This is a genomic window from Dyadobacter sp. CY343 (genome assembly GCF_021390335.1).
Taxonomy (GTDB): Bacteria; Bacteroidota; Bacteroidia; order Cytophagales; family Spirosomataceae; genus Dyadobacter.
Genome location: NZ_JAJUXK010000003.1, coordinates 717776 through 739466, shown reverse-complemented (window position 1 = coordinate 739466; position 21691 = coordinate 717776). Strand labels below are relative to the sequence as shown.

Annotated in this window: 22 protein-coding genes; 18 read left to right on the top strand and 4 right to left on the bottom strand. The window is 46.6% G+C overall.

What is annotated here, in order from left to right:
* The 4 genes from LZG94_RS11420 to LZG94_RS11405 all read left to right on the top strand — a co-directional run bounded on the left by LZG94_RS11420 (position 1) and on the right by LZG94_RS11405 (position 4600).
* Positions 1-627: a response regulator transcription factor gene (locus tag LZG94_RS11420; protein WP_233792011.1), complete on the top strand. Its 627-nt coding sequence runs from the start codon at positions 1-3 to the stop codon at positions 625-627.
* Positions 628-875: 248 nt separating this feature from the next.
* Positions 876-3434, top strand: coding sequence for a T9SS type A sorting domain-containing protein (locus LZG94_RS11415; protein WP_233792010.1), 2559 nt, complete (start codon positions 876-878; stop codon positions 3432-3434).
* A gap of 84 nt (positions 3435-3518) precedes the next feature.
* Positions 3519-4022 (top strand): RNA polymerase sigma factor, encoded by a 504-nt coding sequence (locus LZG94_RS11410; RefSeq protein WP_215231503.1) that lies wholly within the window; start codon positions 3519-3521, stop codon positions 4020-4022.
* Positions 4023-4024: 2 nt separating this feature from the next.
* Positions 4025-4600, top strand: coding sequence for a hypothetical protein (locus tag LZG94_RS11405; RefSeq protein WP_233792009.1), 576 nt, complete (start codon positions 4025-4027; stop codon positions 4598-4600).
* A 25-nt stretch (positions 4601-4625) separates the two neighbouring features.
* Here LZG94_RS11405 and LZG94_RS11400 read toward each other — a convergent pair whose 3' ends face one another.
* On the bottom strand, positions 4626-5321 hold the full coding sequence (locus LZG94_RS11400; RefSeq protein WP_233792008.1) for a DUF2461 domain-containing protein: 696 nt from the start codon (positions 5319-5321) through the stop codon (positions 4626-4628).
* A gap of 187 nt (positions 5322-5508) precedes the next feature.
* On the opposite strand from LZG94_RS11400, the gene LZG94_RS11395 reads away from it, so the two are divergent.
* The 12 genes from LZG94_RS11395 to LZG94_RS11340 all read left to right on the top strand — a co-directional run bounded on the left by LZG94_RS11395 (position 5509) and on the right by LZG94_RS11340 (position 17116).
* Positions 5509-8673 carry a hypothetical protein gene (locus LZG94_RS11395; protein ID WP_233792007.1) on the top strand — a complete coding sequence of 1055 codons (3165 nt, stop codon included), beginning with the start codon at positions 5509-5511 and terminating at the stop codon, positions 8671-8673.
* Positions 8674-8692: 19 nt separating this feature from the next.
* On the top strand, positions 8693-9211 hold the full coding sequence (locus LZG94_RS11390; RefSeq protein ID WP_233792006.1) for a T9SS type A sorting domain-containing protein: 519 nt from the start codon (positions 8693-8695) through the stop codon (positions 9209-9211).
* A 49-nt stretch (positions 9212-9260) separates the two neighbouring features.
* Positions 9261-12491 (top strand): DUF6443 domain-containing protein, encoded by a 3231-nt coding sequence (locus LZG94_RS11385; protein ID WP_233792005.1) that lies wholly within the window; start codon positions 9261-9263, stop codon positions 12489-12491.
* 10 nt (positions 12492-12501) lie between these two features.
* The gene (locus LZG94_RS11380; RefSeq protein ID WP_233792004.1) at positions 12502-12933 is read left to right on the top strand and encodes a DUF5958 family protein; all 432 of its coding nucleotides are present in this window, start codon (positions 12502-12504) and stop codon (positions 12931-12933) included.
* 16 nt (positions 12934-12949) lie between these two features.
* On the top strand, positions 12950-13669 hold the full coding sequence (locus LZG94_RS11375; protein ID WP_233792003.1) for a polymorphic toxin type 44 domain-containing protein: 720 nt from the start codon (positions 12950-12952) through the stop codon (positions 13667-13669).
* 6 nt (positions 13670-13675) lie between these two features.
* A complete protein-coding gene (locus LZG94_RS11370) occupies positions 13676-14044 on the top strand; it encodes a hypothetical protein (RefSeq protein ID WP_233792002.1) in 369 nt (122 codons plus the stop codon).
* Positions 14045-14138: 94 nt separating this feature from the next.
* A complete protein-coding gene (locus tag LZG94_RS11365; protein WP_233792001.1) occupies positions 14139-14690 on the top strand; it encodes a hypothetical protein in 552 nt (183 codons plus the stop codon).
* Positions 14691-14698: 8 nt separating this feature from the next.
* Entirely contained in the window at positions 14699-15127 is a 429-nt protein-coding gene (locus LZG94_RS11360; RefSeq protein ID WP_233792000.1) for a hypothetical protein, read from the top strand.
* An 81-nt stretch (positions 15128-15208) separates the two neighbouring features.
* Positions 15209-15676: a hypothetical protein gene (locus LZG94_RS11355; RefSeq protein ID WP_233791999.1), complete on the top strand. Its 468-nt coding sequence runs from the start codon at positions 15209-15211 to the stop codon at positions 15674-15676.
* 117 nt (positions 15677-15793) lie between these two features.
* Positions 15794-16108 (top strand): hypothetical protein, encoded by a 315-nt coding sequence (locus LZG94_RS11350; protein WP_233791998.1) that lies wholly within the window; start codon positions 15794-15796, stop codon positions 16106-16108.
* Positions 16109-16375: 267 nt separating this feature from the next.
* Positions 16376-16708, top strand: a complete 333-nt coding sequence (locus LZG94_RS11345; RefSeq protein WP_233791997.1) for a hypothetical protein — start codon at positions 16376-16378, stop codon at positions 16706-16708.
* 159 nt (positions 16709-16867) lie between these two features.
* On the top strand, positions 16868-17116 hold the full coding sequence (locus tag LZG94_RS11340; protein ID WP_233791996.1) for a hypothetical protein: 249 nt from the start codon (positions 16868-16870) through the stop codon (positions 17114-17116).
* A gap of 1031 nt (positions 17117-18147) precedes the next feature.
* On the opposite strand, the gene LZG94_RS11335 is transcribed toward LZG94_RS11340, so the two are convergent.
* Entirely contained in the window at positions 18148-18663 is a 516-nt protein-coding gene (locus LZG94_RS11335; protein WP_233791995.1) for an O-acetyl-ADP-ribose deacetylase, read from the bottom strand.
* A 145-nt stretch (positions 18664-18808) separates the two neighbouring features.
* Here LZG94_RS11335 and LZG94_RS11330 point away from each other — a divergent pair, with 145 nt between their 5' ends.
* Positions 18809-20272, top strand: coding sequence for a Gfo/Idh/MocA family protein (locus LZG94_RS11330; RefSeq protein WP_233791994.1), 1464 nt, complete (start codon positions 18809-18811; stop codon positions 20270-20272).
* A 96-nt stretch (positions 20273-20368) separates the two neighbouring features.
* Here the strand turns inward: LZG94_RS11330 and LZG94_RS11325 are convergent, their stop codons facing one another.
* Together LZG94_RS11325 and LZG94_RS11320 are read right to left on the bottom strand one after the other, a co-directional pair.
* Entirely contained in the window at positions 20369-20773 is a 405-nt protein-coding gene (locus LZG94_RS11325) for a type II toxin-antitoxin system VapC family toxin (protein ID WP_233791993.1), read from the bottom strand.
* Entirely contained in the window at positions 20770-21006 is a 237-nt protein-coding gene (locus tag LZG94_RS11320) for a hypothetical protein (protein WP_233791992.1), read from the bottom strand. Before LZG94_RS11320 ends, LZG94_RS11325 begins: the two co-directional genes overlap by 4 nt.
* A 191-nt stretch (positions 21007-21197) precedes the next feature.
* Between LZG94_RS11320 and LZG94_RS11315 the strand changes: the two genes are divergently transcribed.
* A complete protein-coding gene (locus tag LZG94_RS11315) occupies positions 21198-21677 on the top strand; it encodes a hypothetical protein (RefSeq protein ID WP_233791991.1) in 480 nt (159 codons plus the stop codon).
* Positions 21678-21691 lie beyond the last annotated feature (14 nt).

The window sequence follows — 21691 nt, the reverse complement described above, 5'->3', positions numbered from 1 at the left end:
ATGAAAGTATTCATTGTCGACGACCATCCTATTGTTTTGCAGGGACTGAAAAACCTGCTGGAAGCGCGTGAAGGTATAGAAGTTACCGGCATTTTCGACCAGGGAGAGCCCGCATTGCTGGCGCTCGCCACGTCGTTGCCGGACGTGATCCTGCTCGATGTGAACCTGCCCGATACGAGCGGCATTATCCTTTGCCAAAAGATCAAACAGCGTTATCCTGCGGTGAAGGTGGTTGCATTAAGCGTTCACAATGAAAGGACCGTGATTATGGGGATCCTGCAAAGCGGCGCGAGTGCCTATGTGTTGAAAAATGCATTGGGCGACGATATTATTTCCGCACTCCACGCTGCTATGCAAGGCCAAACATTCCTATGTGCAGGTACGCATAAAGCGCTCAACAGCGGTACAGGCAGCGATTTGAAAGAAGTACCGAGACTTACCCGCCGTGAAAAAGAGATCCTCGAACTCATCGGGCGCGGCTACACTACCCAGCAAATTGCAGCCGATCTCTTCATCAGCACGCACACGGTCGAGAGCCACCGGAAAAACCTGATGGAAAAGTTTGAAGCTCCCAATACCGCGACCGTGATACGGCTCGCCACCGAGTTTGGTTTAATGCAAAACTAAGCCCGCTTTCTCTACAATTTCTGGTTGTGCAATTGCACTTTTCCCATTCTCAAAAATAAACTTTTGAAGAATGTTACCTTTTTTGTACTTGTCATAATTATCTTTTGGTAGAATTTAATTTACATTTAGTGTAAAATTCCTACAAGTAAGATTGGTTTGTGTTAGATTGATTACGACAGAGAAATATCTATTCCCCGCAACGAATCCTCGTTTTATATTCGCGTCTTTACATTTATTTAAAGTTTAGTATGAAAAAACCAATACTTTTAAACAGAAGTATTTTAAGGATTTCTTGTATTTTATCCCTTACTTTTTACGCTTTCAGCGTGTCGGCCCAGCAACGTTACTTCGCGGTTTCGCTGGTGAACGAGAATGACAAACCCGCGCTCGATGTGATCGATGATGCCAAAAGTCTCGGTTGTAATGCCGTCGCTCTGACGGTTCAGTGGGGTGCTGTTCACGGGAAAATTTCCAGGATCCTCAAACAGGAGAATGGTAACGGATACAACGTCTGGAAGCAGTACGACGACCAGATCAAACGCGCCTTGCAACTCAATATGAAGATCGCGCTTAATATCGCCGTGAGTACCGGGGATGATGTAACCAACAGTGCGTCAGACCGTTTCGGGGTCGATACCGGTGACGGCTGGAAGAAGGAAGAGCGGATGGTAGTGGCCAATTACCATGGAGAAGAAGCCGTTTTCCAGAAATGGGGCGGCCCGATCAGGCCGAATATCAGTCTGCAATTTGTGATGACCTCTCTTGCCTCGCAGTCTACCAAAGACCGGATCACCAACTTTTCAAGGGAAGTGATGGAACGTTACAAATATTTACAGGAAAACAACAACCTGCTGTATGTGAACCTCGTATATACCCGTCAGGGAGAAGGTGAGTTTGAAATGGGATCAACCAAATACCATTATGAAAACCCGATGGATTTGGCGAATGCACTGACGGACTATTCCCAGCCGATGGTAGCTGCTTACCGGGTTTGGTTGAGAGGAAAATATGGCGATATCGCTGCATTGAACTCCGCGTGGGGAAGCAACCACTCTTCATTTAACGAAGTAAATCCTAAAAAGCCGTCGAACAGTACTTTTGAACAACCCGACGGGACTGACTGGTTTTTGTTCCGCACCTATACATTGAAAGAAACCAACCGGATTTTCAAGGACGCCGTGAAGGGGGTTAATTCCAATATCAAGGTGATCACGCACCACGGTTCGGTGTACGATAAACTGTCCCGCGCGAGAGGTACTTTGCCATTTAAAGATATTGGAGAAGACCTGGACGGGATCAAGATCAATGATGATATTCACTACGACCACCGCTTTGCGCTGGACTTGCTGCGCTCTAATCTACCGGACAGGATTTACGTAAATGAGGCAGCTTATGTAACTGGGGTAGAGTCTATTGTGAGACTGGCGGAGGAAAGTTACACGCACGGAGCGCAGGTAGTAACGCTGTTTTACCTCGAAAATGCGATGAAGTCGGAGGAAGCAGTTGCTGCGATCAAAAACCTGACCAACAACTGGGTAAAAGGCAAATCGGTGAGCAAACCTTCCCCTTCCAATTCCGATAGCTTTACCTTGTCCGATATGATACGCAGAGACGGCTGCTACACGAACCGCAACGACTATTCAGGCGATTGCGATGCGTATAAGAACTGGCGGAATGCGTACGGGAACTCGGGAAACAAGCCGGTCAATATACTCGTGAATGATGATGTTACGACCAAAGGTTGTTTTTATAAAGATCTGAAACTTTCCCGCAACGGGGAGCAAGTGGCTAGTGTAGTTCCCAACAATGTCGATTACCACCTTACGGGCGACGATTGCCGGGTGATCAGTACTGTAAAAGGTAGCGGCTTATCCTCGGGGAACGAACCTTTGAGGGCGTCCGTGACCGTTGATAATCAGGTGAAAAGCCACGATGGTCAGCCTTATATTCAGCGTCACTGGAAGTTCACACCAGGTTCAAACGATGTCAATGCAACCGTTACTTTATACGTAAGCCAGGATGAATTCAATGCATTCAATGCAGTGAGCTCGCAAAACTTACCTCAAAATTCAGGCGATGCTTCCAACAAATCCAAGCTCCGGATCTGGCAGCGGGAGGAAGGCAGTAACCTGCGGACTGCGGAAAATACGATCGATCCGGCAGACCAGAACATTCGCTGGGACAGCGTATTGGGATTGTGGAAAATCACTTTCAATGCAAATAACCTTTCATCCTATTATATCACGGCCGACAAAGCCGCGCCGCTACCGGTTACGCTTGTGAATTTCACCGCTGAAAAGAGCGAAAATAGTGTTCAGCTCAACTGGCAGACTTCCGAAGAATCGAACAGCGATCACTTCGCAGTTCAGCACAGTCCGGATGGAAAAAGCTGGCTGAATATCGGTCGGGTTAATGCGGCTGTCAATAGCAAAATCACGCAGAATTATACATTTGCGGACGAGAAAGCATTGGCGGGCGATAATCTTTACAGGCTGAAAATGGTAGATGCGGACAGCACTTTTGCCTATTCCAAGATTGTTTCTGTGAAAATGGAGGGTGCAGAAGAGCTGGTACTATATCCTAATCCGGTCACTGCCGGCATCATTCACGTGCAGTTTGCAGGGCAGGAGCCGGTGATCAATCTGACGGACCTGAGTGGCAGGGATGTGCGGGTATTTACTGAAAAAAATGCACCTAACAGACTGGCTGTCAAGGCAGGCTCCAAGCTTAGTCCCGGATTGTATATCCTCACTGCGACTTATGGTTCGCGCCAGGTGCGGCACAAAGTGCTTGTAGCCGCGCAATAGTTTTCCGAAAAAAATGCATTAACTTTTTAACCAATACAACCATTCGGTAACCCTGCGGCCTCTTTGATGTAAATCGGATATTCTATGAACCCGGAGGCGGAGTTGATTTCAGGTTGCCTTTTACATGACAGGATTGCGCAGCGTCAGCTATACGATCGCTACAAAAATGCCATGTACACGCTGGCGTACCGCATCACGGGGGATTTTGACGATGCAAACGACGTTTTACAGGATTCTTTCCTGGACGTATTCCGCCACATCGACCAGTTTCGCGGCGAGTCGACACTTGGCGCGTGGATCAAAAAGATTGTGGTCCGACGTTCGACCAAGAAGAAGCGGATCGTTATCTGGGATAATATTGATGACGCGCCGGTAATGGGGGTAAATTGGGGTGAAGATGAAATCAATGCGTCCCATCTTGAAACGGCAATCCTCTCATTGCCAGACGGTTTTAGAACCATTTTTGTACTGGCGGAAGTGGAAGGTTACACGCACCGGGAGATAGCGGTGATGCTCAATATTTCGGAAGGAACTTCCAAGTCGCAATTGTTTTACGCCAAAAAGAAGCTGCGCGGCATGCTTTCCTGACTATGATGGAAGAAACAAATCACGATACGTTAAAAAAAGCACTCGCCAAACTGCCTGGTTATACGCCGGCGCCGGTAGCGTGGCTGGCGATTTGCGAGCGGCTCGAAGAAGCTCCTCTGCAGCACGCAATCACGCAGCTGCCCGGGCACGAGCCCGACGAAAAGCTATGGGAACTGATCGAGCGGAAAGCGCCGGGCCGGAAGCGGATATTCCACTGGCCGTACGCCGCGGCCGTTTTGCTGGCTGGATTTATTGGGATCTGGATCTGGCGTGTCAACCGGCAGCCTGCCGTTTTTTACTCTCAAATCGAGATCGATCAGCGTTTGCAGGCACATGATGTACTCGATACTGACGTGCAGTACGAAAAGTTAAAAGCCTATTGTGAAACAGAAACTCCGGTTTGCAATACCGGTGAATACAAGCAACTTAGCGCGGAGTTTGAAAACCTTCATGCTGCTTCCGCGCAGTTGCAGGAAGTGATCGGCCAATACAATACCGAGCCTGAGCTGGTCAAACAACTCAATAGTATTGAAAAGCAAAAAGCGGCGATATTGAACGAAATGGCGAAGATGATCTAGAAGTTTAGGGCGTGAAGTCTTGAAACTAAACCACCGAATCACCGTCAGGGTTACTGGTCAAAACCTCGCTCATATAATCGAAAAATGGGCGCATTAGGATAAAGGTCTGATTGGCATTTTTTAGAAAATCCGCTCCTGTCACTTCTTTATCGGTAAAATTTCGTTGCAGCAGAAACTGTTTGTAACGCAGCAAATCAATAGCCTCGTCGTTTGGATCAAAACCTTTTGGCGTCGTTTTCAGCTGTTCTCCAAGCAGCGAGCCGAAGGTTTGAGTGAAAGTTTTGTCTGAAATAATCTTTTTGAGCGGCGCCGGATCGAAGCTGATATCATCGCGGATCAACTTCATGTCCCTCGGTTCAGGCGCCCAGAACCCGCCAGCTATAAAGCTATTCCCGGGTTGTATATTGAAGTAATATCCTCCTCTTCTCAGCGCAGTCGCACGCGTAAAGCCGCCGCTCCAACTCGTTTTGTAAGGTGTTTTGTCCAGTGAAAAGCGGGTATCCCGGTAAATGCGATGCAGACTTTTCTTCCCAGAAACGGTTTCAATCACATCGTGCGCATTCATTTCACCCAACAATGCATCTGCAAAAGCTTCAATATGTGAGAGCTGTTTGAGGTACAGATCCTTATTTGCATTAAACCAGTCGCGGTTATTATTTTCTTTCAGTGTATTTAAAAAATGCAGCGCCGAGGCAGGAATAGTAACGTTTTGTGCAGACATATAAAGAATAGGAAGCCCGTTTGTTCAGCGTTTGCCGAACTGCTTTTAAGGCAACAAAAAATATTTAAGAAAATTCCTTCCGAATTATGTGACCTAATGAATAGTGTTACGTCTAAATGGAAATCTGTCCGGCTTTCGGCCGATCCGAACAGGTTGAGTGACATTCAATCACCAATCCATTTAACAAATGAAACACACATTACTTTCTTTTCTTTTTTTCTGTTTAATATGCTTTTCTCCGATCTGGGCGCAGATACCCAAAGATCCTAACGCGCCCGGGGACACGACCATTAGTAAACCCGAAGTTCCGAATGTAATCCAGGCGCAAAGTGCATTTTCCGCCGTCATCCCGTCGTCACCGAATGTGGCTTCATTTGGCAAATACATGGATATTCCCGTAAGTTACTACACCGGCACACCTTCCATTTCGGTTCCGTTGTACGTGGTCAAAAATGCAGATCTGGAACTGCCGCTCTCACTTTTCTACCACGGATCCGGCCTTCGGGTAGAGGAAGAAGCATCGCAGGTCGGGCTTGGCTGGGCATTGCAGGCAGGCGGCGTGATCCGGAGGCAGATCCGTGGGCGGGATGATCTGAAAAGCGACGGAAATGCTTGGCGGCGGTTGGTTGAACTTTCTTCCAACGCGGGTTTGGGGCTGTGTATCAACCTGTCGCAAGGGAATTACAGGATTTTTACGGCAAATAGTATCGGGGGTACTGCTACCCCCGCGGGCATTGAGCTGGCCGGTATTTTGTCCAATATGTCGGTTATCTCGAATTTTGAACCTTCTCTTGATACAGAACTGGACCTGTTTTCTTACGACGTGGCTGGATACAGCGGAAAGTTCGTGATCGAGCCGATCGCCGCGGGCCAGTTTGCAGCACGAAGTTTGACAAAAGATGCGGTGAAAATAGCGATCACCGGCGCCGTGCCTGCGCAATGGAATTTCCTGCTCACACTTCCCGACGGAACGGAGTATACTTTTGACCAAAAGGAAATTCAAAAGGTCATTGACCCGGGTATCAAGAAAACGATTAAATATCAGAATGCGGTCGAGTATGGCGGGTTGCTGTACACATCGGCGGCGGTGGAACATGTGAACGCGTGGTACCTCACAAAAGTCAGATCTCCTAATCGGGCAGCAAGTGACGTGATCAGCATCTCCTATTTTACGGGAGGCTATATTGGTCAGCTGCCAACTGGCACCGAGACATTTTACAGCACTAATAACGGTGCGGACAGCGATGCAAGTTTTCGCTGGCGGGTTTCGGAAGTGTTAAGTCAGGAAATTTTGCCAGACGAGATCACCTTCACAAATGGTAAGGTTAAATTTTTTCGGAGCGCCCGCGAAGATCGGCCCGCAGGAAGTCTGAAACTGGACAGGATCGAAGTCCAGACTCCCGGCGGCGCGGTGATCAAAACGCTCGCCTTTGCCTACGAATATTTCAATAGTAATTCCAATGCACCTGACATTGTCAGGAAAAGGTTGAAGCTCCTGAATGTTCGTGAAAAAAGTGGCGCGAATCTGCTGCCCGGTTATCGGTTTACCTACAATACAACCACCAACCTGCCCGATAAAAACTCGTATCAGCAGGATTACTGGGGTTATTTCAATGGGGCGACGGTGAACGATACCAGAAATACGATGCTACCATCGGATCAGGTGGTAGCAGGCGCGCAATTCAAATTGCCGGCTGCACTGCTCACCGGCGCCACCCGAAGTGCGAATGCAGCTGTTGTGACGGCCAATTTGCTCACGGACGTCACCTACCCGACAGGCGGAAAAGCGACTTACGCCTGGGAGGCGAACACATTTACCAATGCACATATTCAAAACGTCATCGCTCCCGTGCTGGCGGTGCAGGATTTCATTGGTAACCCCGAAATTATTGGCGGCGGGACGCGGATCAAGAAGATCGAGCATAAGGAAGCAAATGGTAATGTGCAGAAACAGAGCCAGTTTGAATATCAGGATCCGGGTACTTCTCAGAAGACCGGCAAGTTAATGGCGCCGCTCACTTTTATGGAGTGGGTTGATGGCGGCGTGCTCTATTCGTCGGCCTGCCGCCACCCGATGGGCGCAAGCGCGCAGGGGAATCCGGTCGGTTACAATACGGTCACCACTTTTGACGGCGCGACGAGACTGGAAGACGGATACTCGGTTTTTAATTACGAAAATAAGGTCGAACTGACGGATAATACTACTTTCTGTATGACCTGGGGACAGGGTGGTCAGGCGCCGGTGTGCGCGGTGCAGCCCAGTTTGTGGTCGGTGGGTAGTTTCAATTGCAGCGCATACAGCGGGCCGGTGAATCTCAATAAGTCAGTCACCGAGTCGGGAATGCCTAATATGGTGCATTATTTGAATGGGAGTATTCTGGCGGAACTGCATTATAACAGCCAGAATAAACCAGTTAGATCAGTCGCTTTCGCCTACGAATCCACGGTGGATAAGCTGGTGAAAGGTTTCAAAGTGAAAACTACGGACGGATTTACATTCGGTTTGAGTTATCAGATCGAGAGCGTCTGGAACCGGCTCAGGGAGAAGAAGGAGCTTACCTACGACGAAGACGGCGATCCCAGTCATTTCACTGAAACGATTTCTGAATACACCTATCACAATACGTATTTGCAGCCGACCAAAATGGTCACTACGGACAGTAAAGGCGGGACTTCGAAGGTACAGGTTGGCCAGTCGCAGGTTTACCCAAGACAGGTTGAAACGCTTTACAAATATCCCTTCGACCTCGCCGACGGAATTTCCACGGAAATGACGGCGAAAAACATGATTTCCGTTCCGGTAGAGATTTCGAAAAGACTTGCTGTTGTAAATGGAAATGCGCAGGTTTTCACACCCTTGCATTGGACCAAAACGACCTACGCACTCACGCAGGGTATTTTTCACCTCCCCCAGCTGGTTCAAGGCAAGTTAGGCACAGCGCCTTCGCCGGTGACGGATATGCAGTTTCTTTCCTACGACAACCGGGGGAATTTATTGACGTTTCAGGACAATGCAGGTTCGCTCACCAAGCTGGAATACTTCGGCGCAGGTGATTTTGGGAAGACGGATTGGGTTAAAAGCAGTACTACTTCCGAGGGGACATCTTCTGCGCAAACTACTGCATACAATTACAAACCGACGATTGGCGTCGAGCAAATTCAGGATCCAAATTCGAAGGCGATTTTTTACGAGTATGATGGGTATCTGAGGTTAAAAGGAAGCCGTAATAATAATGCAGCAGGCCCGCTTCTAGTCTCATACTGCTATAATTTCGCTGGGCAGGTCGTGGAATGTCCGCCGGTTCCAGTCACCGGAGTTACCTCACCGCCGCCGCTTGCATTGATCGGGTGAGGAAGCCCTGCCGGTTACCTTGCTCACCTTCGATGCGGCGACCGAGGAACGCTCGGTATTACTCAGTTGGACCACCACAAGTGAGACAAACAGCTCGCATTTCGCGATCGAGCGGAGTGCGGATGGAAAACAGTGGCAGGAGCTGGGAACGGTTCCGGCGCAGGTGGAAAGTGATAGCAGCTGGTCGTATCTATTTACGGACAATTATCCATTAACGGGTGAAAATCTCTACCGCCTGCGCATGGTCGATATGGACAGCACGTTCGCATTCAGCCGAATCCGAAGTGTCTTTTTCGATACAAATGGCGAGATCGTACTATTCCCAAATCCGCTCACGCTCGGCTCCGAGCTTCGTATACAAACCTCCGATCCTTCAAATATTCGTCAGGTTGAGATCATTGATACGGCCGGTAAACAGGTGCTGGTTTCTCCCTGGAAAAGTACGATACCGGTAGCGCATATTGCTGCTGGGTTGTATTTGGTAAAAATCATTTACGCGGATGGAAGTGTCAGTCACCACCGAATTGTGAAGCAGTAATCGACTGCGGACTCCACAAATATCACTTACAATCCAAACCATCCGCAAAATGAACTATTCAAAATTATACCTGCTATTGCTGGGCTTTTTAATTGTAAAAAATACCCACGCCCAGCCTACCGGCACGCAGAACTACATCCAGACCCGGACCTACAAACAGACAGGCGCGTTGGCGGGCGATGTGAGCAAAGTATCAACCCAAATCCAGTACTTCGACGGGCTGGGAAGGCCGACCCAGACTGTGGAGGTCGGCCAAAGTCCGTCAGGCGCAGATTTGGTCGGCGCTTCCGGCTACGATGTTTTAGGCCGGTTGTCCAAACAGCATTTACCTTATCCGGCCGCAGGAGGCGGCGCTTTTCAGCCGAATGCGGCAAATTCGGCTGCAAGCTTTTATCAATCGGCACCGGCTGGGCTGGATGCTTCGGATTTGGGCAAACCCTACCAGCAGACCTTCTACGAAAAGTCCCCGCTCGGCAGGGTTACCGGCCAGGAGGCTGCCGGGAATAAAAGCGCGGCTTCGGTCACCAAACACAAGGCCAATGCTGCCAATCAGGTCAAACGCTATGATTTTGACCTAAGTAACAATACTTTATCGCAGGTTGGCCACTATGCGGCAGGGAGTTTGTTCTGGCTCAATGAAACCGACGAGGCTGGAAATGTGACCAATACCTTTACCGATAAGCTGGGCCAAATGGTTTGCAAGCAGATCGTCGCCTCGGCCCAGCAAACCCTTTCGACCTACTATGTTTACGACGATCTGGGGCAATTGCGGACGGTTTTACAGCCTGGTTACCAGGATAACCCTTCACTTTCCGAACAGGCTTTCACTTACAGCTACGACGAGCGCGGCAGGAACATTTCCAAAACCATCCCCGGCGCAGGTACGACCGAGCTGGTTTACGACCGTTTCAACCGACCAGCACTTTCGCGGAATGCGGGCCAGGCCGCGCGCGGCATGTGGGGTTTTACCAAATACGACGGAAGAAACCGACCTATTGCTACTGGAGAGATCGCCTCGAACCTAAGCCGGGCAGACTGGTCAGCGGCGGTGGATGTCAACGCGCTTCACCACGAAGAGCGTATTAATGGGCAAATGGCAGGCTATACCCTGGACAAAACAGCGCCCAAAAATGCGACAGAAGCCAATCTTCTAAATATCACTTTTTACGATGATTACGCTTTTTCCAAAGCAGCCAATCTGGCTTACAGTTCAGTCTACTACCCTACAAATAACGCCAATGTAAAAGGCTACCCAACCGGCAGCCGCGCCCGGGTACTTCCCGGAGCAGGAGGCACTGGCGCCTGGCTGACTTCTGTCAATTACTATGATGCAGAGTACCGCCCGCTGCAAACCAACCGCGAATTATACGGACTAGCCGCAGGCGCAATCGAAAGGGTATCTAGCCAATACTTGTACGATCTGGCGCCGGTAATAGCGGCACAGAAAACCGAGCAAGTAATAAATGCAAACACAGTCAACACGCACGTTGCTACCTACACCTACGATCACGCAGACCGCCTTTTGAGCACGCATGAAACGGTAAGCGCGCCAACTGGTTCACACGAAGCTTACACGACCGCGCAGCGATACAATCCGCTAGGGCAGCTGTACACGAAGTGGCTGCATTCGAAAGACGGCAATTACTTTCTGAGAAAAACCACTTATAGCCACAACATCCGCAGCTGGCAAACCTCAGCAAAAACTGTCTACAAAAAACAAAACGATGGCCCCGAGCTTGCATTCTTTGGCTACGGGCTGGCTTACCAGAAAGAGAACAGCTATACCAATGGCAACATCAGTCAAATGGATTGGCAGGACAAAGCACAAGCCGCAAAAGGACTCAGTTTTACCTACGACGGCGCAAACCGGCTGACCGCCTCGACCGGGATCAATGGTTACACCGACACCGAGCAGTCGATCACCTACGACCCGAACGGCAACCTGAAAACGCTCACCCGCGGCGGGTCAGCCCAGGACCAGCTGGCTTATGCCTACTCGGGCAACAGGCTTACCTCAGTCACCGACAATTCAGCCAGCAACACCGGAATAAAAGCCGGTCTAAGCAGCTACGCCTACGACGCAAACGGCAACATGACCACTGACGGCGGCCGAAATGCCACCATCACCTACAACCAGCTTGACCTTGCCAAAACCGTCAAGATCGGGGCAAAGACTTTTACTTACGACTACGACGCATCAGGAAGGAAGCTGCAATACACCGCCGACACGATCACATTGCAATACGCAGGGATCTTCGAGTACCGGAAGGCAGGCAATGTAAGCAGCTTATACCGGGTTCAGCTTGCGGCTGGGCAAGCAGCAATAGTAGCAGGTAAACCCGTTTTTCATTATGCATTGAAAGACCATTTAGGCAGTACCAGGCTGGTTTTCAATGAAAAGGGCAGCACGTTGCAACGGACGGATTACTATCCTTTCGGGCTAAGCATTAACCGCGACGGGGCGGTACCGAAGGTGCAGGATTGGGCAAATCGTTATCTGTACAATGACAAAGAGCGGCAGGTAGGGACGGGATATGTGGACTATGGGGCACGGATGTACATGCCCGAAATCGGCCGGTGGGGTACCATCGACCCGATGAGCGAGGTAGCAAGACGTTTTAGTCCCTACACCTACGGCAACGATAATCCACTTATCTTCATCGACCCGGACGGCATGCAAAGCTGGCATTTCGAAGGCAAGGCGGCAGAGGAAATGTTCCGGCAGGAGCAGCGCGAACAGGAGGATAGGGAGAAGAAACGGGCCGAGAAGGACAAGCCGTTTGGCCTGCTGGCGCGAATGAAAGCGACTGGCTGGGAGCCGGGGCAGCAGCTGCCGGTTGTGGATGGTATTGAGAGTGATCATACGATTGAGTCGTTTGCGTTGCCGCTTGGTAAGCCGGTTGAGTGGGCTGCGAGGTTGATCCGGGCAAGTTGGTTGGGAAGGGTTGTTGGGAAGGGGGCTGTTGAGCGGGTAACAGGATTAATCGATAATGCAGCAGGCATTATATCCAAGGGAGATTTTTTGAGAATTCAGAATGCTGCAACCCGAATACATAAACCTATCACAGTAGTAGGAAGTAGAGCGAGTGGAAAAGCTGGTGCGTACTCTGACTGGGACTATATAATTGAAGGTGGTCTAAAGAATAGCAAAGAATGGTCTAAAATTAAGAACTCTTTACCAGGTGCTCGGTCAATATTAGATAATACACCAAGAAATATAGATATTCTTCCAGGACCAGTGTGGCAAGGACATCCTCATATAACAGTATTTCCAAAATAGATAAATAGTTATGTTACAAATAAAGGATTCCGTTGCTCTAAATAAATATGGTCAAGATATTTTGAACATTGAAGATTTATTAAAACCATTTTCGGAATGGGACATATTAGAGAGAAAGAACTATTTAAAAGAAGTAGTAGCACTTATTCTTCAATCCAAACCGAAAGAACAGGATATTGAACCTGCTATTATAAACAGTAATTTGAAGGCTACTTACACTCCTTGTGTTTTACTAAAAAAAGGTATCGCAAATCATAATTTGGAAAAACTTATAAACCTGCCTGAAAATGAATTGACAAAAGCGCTCGTGTTACTTCTGAGTTTGTTTAGGATAGCTTATAAAAGAAGGTTTGCAGTAGAAAAAGAGAATTCTGATAAGTGGTGGTACTGGGATTTGTCTGACGAAGCAAACGTTAGTAAGATACTAAAAAATTATAAGTAAGCAAAGCCATATTTTTTTGCGCTCCGCTCGTTTCAATGGAGTTGACCCACCTATCGGTTATTGGATACAAATTGATCCGAAACCGAATCAGTCATTAAGTTCCTATATAGCCATAACCAATAACCCTGTAAGATTTGCGGATCCGCTGGGTGATACGATTATTGTTGATAGAATGGGATATATTTCCCGTAATGACAAAAATGATAACCTCGTTTTTGCGAAAGGCCATAAGAATAACTTAGAAGCGCTTGGTGAATTAGGTAAGAGCATTAATATCTCTAAAATCTATAAAAATTTATTAGAGAATAATACGAGAGTCGCTTCTGAAATCTATAATCCGTTTAGATTTAGAAACCTGGTGAAATCCAAAGGTGAATGGGATTACAAGGTAAACAAAAATACTATTTATGGGCTGGGAAATGACGGCCAAACTCGGTTCCTTTTCAAAGGAAAGGAAATGGAAGCACAAGATATAGGAAATCACCATTTTGGAGCGGTTGCAAATGCATACGGATTTAGTCAGGGGTTTTCATTGAAACAAGCTGGTGCAGCTCAAATTCAAAGTGGAACCTCTAAATCGGAATGGCAAATTTATGGTTCACCACAAGTAACTGGTTGGACTCCCAGTGGGCCTACTCTTTCGAAACCCATGCTAGCCCCTTACGGCGACGATCCAAGAGATCAATCATTCATTAAAGCGGGATATAGATATTATGATGAAAATCAAACTGACTAAGAAGAGATGAAAAAGAGAATAGTAGTATCTACAATAGTAATATTATTCATAATAATTATTTATGTGACATTTAACTTCACCTTATTTAATGATGGTAAGCCCGTAGAAATTACCCGATTTGACTATGGTGGTACACGCAATCAAATAGCGATATCTTACGTGCCATCGAACGCCACCATTCAAGAACAGATTTTACTTCAAAAATTTCATACAAATGGGAGAAATGAGTTCTTAGCGGCTTTCGAGCGTTATCAAGTGCTAGTTAGCTATCAAATGGCCGAAGACAGTCTTATTCTTGTCTTAGCTGATACCTCGTCCTATGCGAAACGCACGGATACGTTGAAGATCAGAATAGCAAATCAAATTAAGCCTTAATCTAAGGTCAGCCCGGATTACCAGCGATGCAGACAAATCTGCTCGCTGGTAAAGCTATCTCTTCTCAAAGCACGAAGCCAAAGCCGCCCAAAAAATGTTCCGGCAGGAGCAGCGCGAACAGGAAGATAGGGAGAAGAAAAAGGCCGAGAAGGACAAGCCTTTTGGGTTGCTGGCGCGAATGAAAGCGACCGGCTGGGAGCCGGGGCAGCAACTGCCGGTGGTGGATGGGATTGAGAGTGATCATACGATTGACTTCACGGTAATCCCGATTGCGAAGCCATTAGAATGGTTATTTAAGCCGCTTGGTGGGTTGGTGCGGGCGCAGTGGTTGGGGAGAGCGGTTGGAAAGGTAAGTGATACCGCTGCAAGCCGTTTGGCCAAGACACCTGTAGGACGGAGTGGAAATATTCTAGAAATTTTGACCAAGAATTCACCCACAACAATAAGCGGAACGAAATTCACCGGTCATGCCCTTGATCAAATGCAAGCGAGGGGATTTCTTTCTCCAAGTGCAGTGTTAGATGTCGTCAAAAAACCAACAAGTATCTCAGCAGGTAATACTCAGGGGACTACTGTATTTATTAAGGACAACTTGAAAGTTATTACGAATAAAGCTGGTCATATTATTACCGTTATTCCTAACTAAACATATATATGATGAGATTACAATCAGCAGAAGCATTATTGCAAGTTGATATACTTCGAAGAAGCTATCCAAATAGTCTAGATTATTGGGATGGTAATTGGCTTAGGTCAGAAATTACAATAAAAACGTCCGGACTTAACTGTTTTTATAGCACAAATCTTCGAGCTGACGACTTTCTCAAGTTTAGCGAAGGCATAAAAAATTTGATTACCAGTTTCATAGGGGAGGTTGAATTTCAAACAATGGAGGAAGGGCTATACTTAAAAGGTCAACGTGAAGCTACAGGTAATATCAAATGGGATGTGCTTGCAAAAACAGAGCCTGGGGGCATCAGTTTGAGCTTCATTATGCTAACTGATAATGCTTCTATTGATGATCTATTGAAGGATATATTGAACACTTTAAGTAATTATCCTGTCATTGGTAGCATCAGTTAAGACTATTATTAGACAACGGGATTATTTCTAATCAATAAGCATAGGACGCAAAGGCACTTCGAAGGCAAAGCCGCCGAGGAAATGTTCCGCCAGGAGCAGCGCGATCAGGAGGACCGCGAAAAGAAACGTGCGGAGACGGACAAGCCTTCTGGCCTGCTGGCGCGAATGAAGGCGACCGGCTGGGAGCCGCGGCAGCAGCTGCCGGTTGTTGATGGGATTGAGAGTGATCATACGATTGACTTCACAATCATTCCGATTGCGAAGCCATTAGAATGGTTATTTAAGCCGCTTGTTGGGTTGGTCAGGGCGCAGTGGTTGGGGAGGGTTGCTGGGAAGGAAGCCGCTAAGACAGTAAATAATAGTGCTAGCTTACCAACAAATGGAGCTAAGTTAAGTCAGCACTTAGGACAGCTTGACAAATACGGGGCGGGAGGATTTAAAGAATTAGCTAATGGAAGATTTAGATATTACGGGCGAGCTACTTTAAATAGAGGGGATGCCAATTCTTTTAGAATGGTCAGAGAATGGAACCCGACGTCAGGAGGGTAAGCGTACTTGGTTTGAAAGACTGAATCCCAATGGTGGTATTATTCAGGTAAGACCTGAGTTCGGGACTGGTGTAAAAACGCATTATTTATTTAACATCACAGGAGATTATTTAGGGAAATGGTAGTTTCGGTAAACATAATTTTAGAAAAATATGCTTCTGTTTTGAATGGAAGCTTATCATATTCTAATGCTGATAGGTGGGCTTGGAAAATGATGCAGTTATTTGATGACGGAAAGGTTGAGTTTGACCCAAAAGAAAACGAAGAACTTATGTGGCAACTAATCCAATATTTGTATGGTATCGATATGACGGATGTAGGGGATAGACTTAAACCGTCAAGAAGTGATTTAGATATAATTGATTTTTTAAAAGAAAAGAATGTTATAATTTATTGTAATACAATCAAAAGTAGCAGTACCTCATATCCATGATGTTGTTTTATAGTAATTAAAAATGCTGCAAGTTGAGATGAGTGAGCAGATTGGCAATTCAATAGAGGATTATTTATAGCTAGGTGCGATACAATTGATCGAATGTTTTAAGCCGCCGGCGCTTCAGCCCCTACACCTACGGCAACGATAATCCGCTTATCTTCATCGGCCCTGACGGCACACAAAGCTGGCATTTCGAAGGCAAAGCCGCAGAGGAAATGTTCCGGCAGGAGCAGCGGGAACAGGAGGACAGAGAGGAAGAAGCGGGTGGAGAAGGACAAGCCTTTTGGTTTGCTGGCTCGGATGAAAGCGACCGGCTGGGAGCCGGGGCAGCAACTGCCGGTGGTGGATGGTATTGAGAGTGATCATACTATTGATTTTACGATCATTCCGATTGCGAAGCCATTAGAATGGTTATTTAAGCCGCTTGTTGGGTTGGTTCGGGCGCAGTGGCTGGGGAGGGTTATTGGAAGGGAAGCCAATAGGGAGGCAAGCCCGCTAGTTAAGTCAGGAATTGAGATTTCCCAACATGCTGCTTCACGAATGACGAGAGAGGAATTACTCCAAAAATGGTTGAAATTGGACTGTCAAAAGGTGTAAGATATTTTGATCCAAAGAATGACACCTTCAATTATGTCCTTAAAAATGGATTTGGTTCAGGGAAAGATCTTCTCATAGGAACCAATAAGATTACGGGCAAAGTAACAACTGTCCTAAGAGGCAACAACTTAATTAAGCAGCGTTTTATATCTCAATAAAATGAAAATACTAGAACAAATATTAAAAGACAAGGAAAATCGTCAAAGCCTCATAAAGCAATTTCAAGAGCTCGTCTGGAATGATGAAAAATCGAGTGAAGTTCTCTCAGAACTCGCTTATGATATGGATTTCTACGAACCGAATGATGCATGGAGGAAAGGAGACCGGAGCTATTACGATGACAAACGATTAGAGGAAGAAATTAAAGATGTAATTAGAAAATTAGAAGGAGCAAAATTTAGAGAGTAAGAGCGGGCTTACGTTAGATATTACGATGAAAATCAAACTGATTAAGAAGAAATGAGGAAGAGAATAGTAGTATGTGCAATATCTATATTATTCATAATAAGTATTTATATGACAATTAATTGATTCAATTGGCAATATATAAAAAGCAATTGGTACCCAAGTAATATACAAGGCTTCACGGACCATCCGCGAGACACGAGTATAATAATAGAGGATTTAACAGATAGATGATGAAAGATTTTAAAATATACGTAGGCCTTATTTAACGAATATTTTGATTAGTTGTGGTCAAAATGAATCCAAAAATAGGAACGTAATTCACTTCAATATCCCAGACACGGATATAGAATATGTATTAAGAAAGACTAATAAATTAATGGATGATATGCAATTAAGTGATAGTATGATTCATAATTACTTCTTTGATGTGCTAGGGAATTTTTATTTGGACAGTAAGCCTAGGGGTCGAATTGAAAATATAATGAAAATGCCCCGCTATAACCTAAATCGATTGAGTCAGAAGGAGTCGCTGGAATTCTTTACTAATGTATTGATCTTAAAGGATAACTATTATCATCTGTGATTCTAGACAAAACTTGTAGATGTTATCTATATAGTTATCATGAGTTAGAAAATCCCTCTTTCAATGCAGATCGGTTTATTTATCTAAGAGAGAATATTAAAAATTACTCGACAATTTTAGTCGAGAGGAGGATATTGGATCGGAAGAACAGTTTGGTGCTTATCGGAAGGCCTTAACGTGTCTTTCTGAGGCGGTGATAATAAACACTCACTAAAGACTATTTTTCACCGAACATTTAATGGAACAAAGAAATGAGATACCTGACATTAAAAGCAACATTTAGTAGCTTTTGTATTCATGACGATCTTGAAGGACAACTGCAAGCTTCTGACTTGGAACTGAAACCTGAATTCGTATCTGCGCTCTTGGATTGGCAAAATTCTTATCAACATATAGTTCGATTCACTCAGGAGGAAAGAATTCAAGTAGCTTAAAAAATAGCTAGCCGTCACCCACCCCCAATCACCGCCTCATAAATCCCATAATTCTCCTCATCAAAACAAACAAAAATAACCTTTTCAACCACATCCGAAACTGCCAGAAAATCTTTGACCGTTCTTACAGCTATCTCGGCGGCTTTTTGTTTTGGAAAATGGTAGATGCCGGTGCTGATGTTTGGGAATGCGATGGTTTTGATCTGATTTTCCGCAGCTAGTTTCAGGCTGTTCTGATAGGCGGAAGTTAAAAATGATTCTTCATTTTTGTTGCCCCCGTTCCAAACTGGTCCTACTGTGTGGATCACGTACCGGGCGGGCAGGTTGCCACCGGTAGTGATCACCGCTTCCCCGGTAGCACAGCCGCCTTGCCGGTTCCTGATCGCCATGCATTCGTCGAGGATCGCTTTTCCTCCTGCGCGGTGGATCGCGCCGTCTACCCCGCCGCCGCCGAGCAGGGAAGAGTTGGCGGCATTGACGATCGCGTCAACTTCCATTTTGGTAATATCCCCTCGTTGTAATTCGATCATAGCCTCATTTTTTGGAATGGCAGTATTGTTATTGTCAGGACTTTCAGCTCCGAGAGTGGACTTTTCTGCGGAATAACTCCATTTACTACATTAAATTAAGGCAGTTCCGCCTTTTACTAATAGGATCAAATTGTCACTAAAAAATATGGACCAATCGAATACACAAAAAGATAAGGCTGCTTCGACGAGAAGGGACTTTATCAAAGCTTCGGCAGCCACTGCGGCCGGATTTATGATCGTGCCGCGCCACGTGCTGGGCAAAGGTTACCGTGCCCCGAGTGATATGCTTACCGTGGCCGGAGTAGGTGTGGGTGGAAAAGGAAGGTCTGATATTGCTAGTTTTTTCAAAAGCGGTAAGGCCAATATCGGTTATTTGTGCGACGTGGATGATCGGCGGGCAGAAGAAACGGTGAAGACTTATCCGAAAGCGAAATACTACAAGGATTGGCGCGAAATGTTTGAAAAAGAAGCGAAAAATTTCGACGCGGTTTCTGTTTCGACACCAGATCACACGCACGCGGTGGTAGCTATGGCGGCTATGCAGCTTGGTAAGCACGTGTATGTGCAAAAACCGATGACGCACGATATCTGGGAAGCAAGAAAGCTGACCGAGGCTGCTGCGAAATATAAAGTTGTGACGCAAATGGGAAACCAGGGCTCTTCGGGAGACGGCGTTCGTCAACTGCACGAATGGTACGATGCGGGTGTGATCGGTGACGTGGACACGGTTTACATCTGGACAAACCGTCCGATCTGGCCACAAGGTATTCCCTGGCCGACCGACAAGCCGGCTGTTCCGAAAGAGTTGAATTGGGATCTGTGGCTTGGTACCGCGCCTCAAAAAGATTATGTTGAAGGCCTGATCCCGGGTAGCTGGCGCGGCTGGTGGGATTATGGTACCGGTGCTTTGGGTGACCTGGGCTGCCATTTGATGGAAGCACCTTTCCGGGTACTTGGGTTGAAATACGCCACAGATATGCAGGCGAGCGTTGGGAGTGTATTTACCGGTTTTGGTAAAAGAGGTATTTTTCCAGACAGCTGTCCGCCATCGAGCCACGCAACTTTGACTTTCCCGAAAACACCGAGAACAAAAGGTCCGGTTACGATGCACTGGATGGACGGCGGTATCAAACCCGAAAGACCGGAAGAACTAGGGCCGAACGAATTGTTTGGAGACGGTAACAGCGGTATTTTGTTTGTCGGATCAAAAGGAAAAATGATGGCGAGCGAATATGCGGCCAACCCGCGCCTTTTGCCGCTGAGCCGAATGGAGGAAGTGAAGGTGAAACAGAAATTTGCCCGTGTGCCTGGAAGCGCAGACGGTCACTACGCGCAGTGGGTGGAAGGTTGCATTGCCGGTTTCGGTAAAATGGAACTAAGCTCGCCGTTCGAACTCGCTGGTCCTTTGACGGAAGCTATCCTTGGCGCTAACCTGGCGATCCGCGGAGCTGATATGCCAAAAGCACGTGAAGACGGAAAAGGCTTTACTTATCCGGGAAGCAACATGAAGATGCTTTGGGACGCTCAAAATATGAAAGTCACGAACTTCGACGAGGTGAACCAGTATGTGAAACGGAACTACCGCGAAGGTTGGACGCTGGGCGTTTAAGATAATTTCAATATAAAAAAGCGGCAGCCGGTTCAACAACTGGCTGCCGCTTTTGCTTTTAAGCTAGCCCACCTGACTGCGTGATAAGGTACATGCTCAAAGTATCGTAATTTCCAGAGTTGTATACTTACTCATTTTTCCAAAATCCGCTTTGTTGAAAGTGCAGATCTGAGAGCAATGTGTCTCCGCAACAGCCAGATGGATGCAGTCATTGATATTCTTGAAACCCATTGATCTTGCCAGTACAACGCCTCGTTGCATATCCCGACTCATATACGGCACGGGCTCAAATTGGAGAAAACCTTTCACTGCATCTTCAATATCATTGGCCTTTTGTCCCAACCTTTGAAGCACGTATGCGGTTTCCTGAATGCAAAGCAGCGATATAAAGAAATCCTGGGTTTCGATAGCTTGTTCGTAATAGGATCTGGCCACCTGATGTTTTCCAAGATCCTGGATCACCAGCATATGGATCAGAACGTCCGTGTCGAAATAAATCATAGATTCACTTCGCTGGCCAGAGCAGACAGGTCGATACTAGGATCAATCTTAGCATCTTTAAACCGGTCAAAGACGGTTTGCGTAATTTTATAGAGCTCCCGCTGATCCGAAAGCTTTCCGTCTTCCGCGTCCTCCACAATAATTCGAAGCGGTTTATTTCCGAAAATGTCTCGGACCGATCTGATAAAGCCCTGATCTAAATTTCCTGATTTGATCTTAAATGTGTGTCGCATAGTTTCTATTTTTTTTAAATATATAGAATACCTTTTTAAGATTCTTCCCCGGTGATCCACCGGCTTCGCCGCAACTCTCAAGAATTTTTTTTCTATAATCAACCGTAAGCTTTTAGGGAAAACAAAGCGATCCCTTCCCTTTTGGCATAATATTTACCATAACCACGGAAAAACATTAAAACTCCGAAGTTATGAATGCAACGAAAAATATGGCAGCAGGATTAGCAGGTGCGATTGTGCTGAACCTCCTGCACGAAGGAGCCAAGAAATTTTACGCAAAAGCCCCCAGAGTCGATAGAGTGGGGGAAGAGGCTATTTCCAAATCACTCAAAAGTATTAATATAGACCCGCCAACCGGTAAAACGCTCTTCGGCATTACCCTGGCAACGGACCTGCTCAGCAATGCAGCGTTTTATAGCATGGTAGGGAGCGGAAAAGAAGAGAACATTTTATGGCGAGGCGCAGGTTTCGGGCTCGCGGCCGGTGTAGGGGCACTTACCCTCACAAAACCGCTCGGCCTGAATGACGAACCCGTCAACAAATCGGTTCAGACCCAAATACTCACAGTAACGTGGTATCTCCTCGGCGGACTTGCTGCCGCGGTAGTTGCAAAAGGAATCAGTGACAAGCCGAAATTTCAAAAACTGGTCAATTCCCTGGCGAGCTTCTAATGCAAATAAACTTA

Bases quoted from the DNA above. Each gene is read 5' to 3' on its own strand.
- LZG94_RS11420 (WP_233792011.1), top strand. From the start codon at position 1: ATGAAAGTATTCATTGTCGACGACCATCCTATTGTTTTGCAGGGACTG.
- LZG94_RS11415 (WP_233792010.1), top strand. From the start codon at position 876: ATGAAAAAACCAATACTTTTAAACAGAAGTATTTTAAGGATTTCTTGT.
- LZG94_RS11410 (WP_215231503.1), top strand. From the start codon at position 3,519: ATGAACCCGGAGGCGGAGTTGATTTCAGGTTGCCTTTTACATGACAGG.
- LZG94_RS11405 (WP_233792009.1), top strand. From the start codon at position 4,025: ATGATGGAAGAAACAAATCACGATACGTTAAAAAAAGCACTCGCCAAA.
- LZG94_RS11400 (WP_233792008.1), bottom strand. From the start codon at position 5,321: ATGTCTGCACAAAACGTTACTATTCCTGCCTCGGCGCTGCATTTTTTA.
- LZG94_RS11395 (WP_233792007.1), top strand. From the start codon at position 5,509: ATGAAACACACATTACTTTCTTTTCTTTTTTTCTGTTTAATATGCTTT.
- LZG94_RS11385 (WP_233792005.1), top strand. From the start codon at position 9,261: ATGAACTATTCAAAATTATACCTGCTATTGCTGGGCTTTTTAATTGTA.
- LZG94_RS11380 (WP_233792004.1), top strand. From the start codon at position 12,502: ATGTTACAAATAAAGGATTCCGTTGCTCTAAATAAATATGGTCAAGAT.
- LZG94_RS11370 (WP_233792002.1), top strand. From the start codon at position 13,676: ATGAAAAAGAGAATAGTAGTATCTACAATAGTAATATTATTCATAATA.
- LZG94_RS11365 (WP_233792001.1), top strand. From the start codon at position 14,139: ATGTTCCGGCAGGAGCAGCGCGAACAGGAAGATAGGGAGAAGAAAAAG.
- LZG94_RS11360 (WP_233792000.1), top strand. From the start codon at position 14,699: ATGATGAGATTACAATCAGCAGAAGCATTATTGCAAGTTGATATACTT.
- LZG94_RS11355 (WP_233791999.1), top strand. From the start codon at position 15,209: ATGTTCCGCCAGGAGCAGCGCGATCAGGAGGACCGCGAAAAGAAACGT.
- LZG94_RS11350 (WP_233791998.1), top strand. From the start codon at position 15,794: ATGGTAGTTTCGGTAAACATAATTTTAGAAAAATATGCTTCTGTTTTG.
- LZG94_RS11340 (WP_233791996.1), top strand. From the start codon at position 16,868: ATGAAAATACTAGAACAAATATTAAAAGACAAGGAAAATCGTCAAAGC.
- LZG94_RS11335 (WP_233791995.1), bottom strand. From the start codon at position 18,663: ATGATCGAATTACAACGAGGGGATATTACCAAAATGGAAGTTGACGCG.
- LZG94_RS11330 (WP_233791994.1), top strand. From the start codon at position 18,809: ATGGACCAATCGAATACACAAAAAGATAAGGCTGCTTCGACGAGAAGG.
- LZG94_RS11325 (WP_233791993.1), bottom strand. From the start codon at position 20,773: ATGATTTATTTCGACACGGACGTTCTGATCCATATGCTGGTGATCCAG.
- LZG94_RS11320 (WP_233791992.1), bottom strand. From the start codon at position 21,006: ATGCGACACACATTTAAGATCAAATCAGGAAATTTAGATCAGGGCTTT.
- LZG94_RS11315 (WP_233791991.1), top strand. From the start codon at position 21,198: ATGAATGCAACGAAAAATATGGCAGCAGGATTAGCAGGTGCGATTGTG.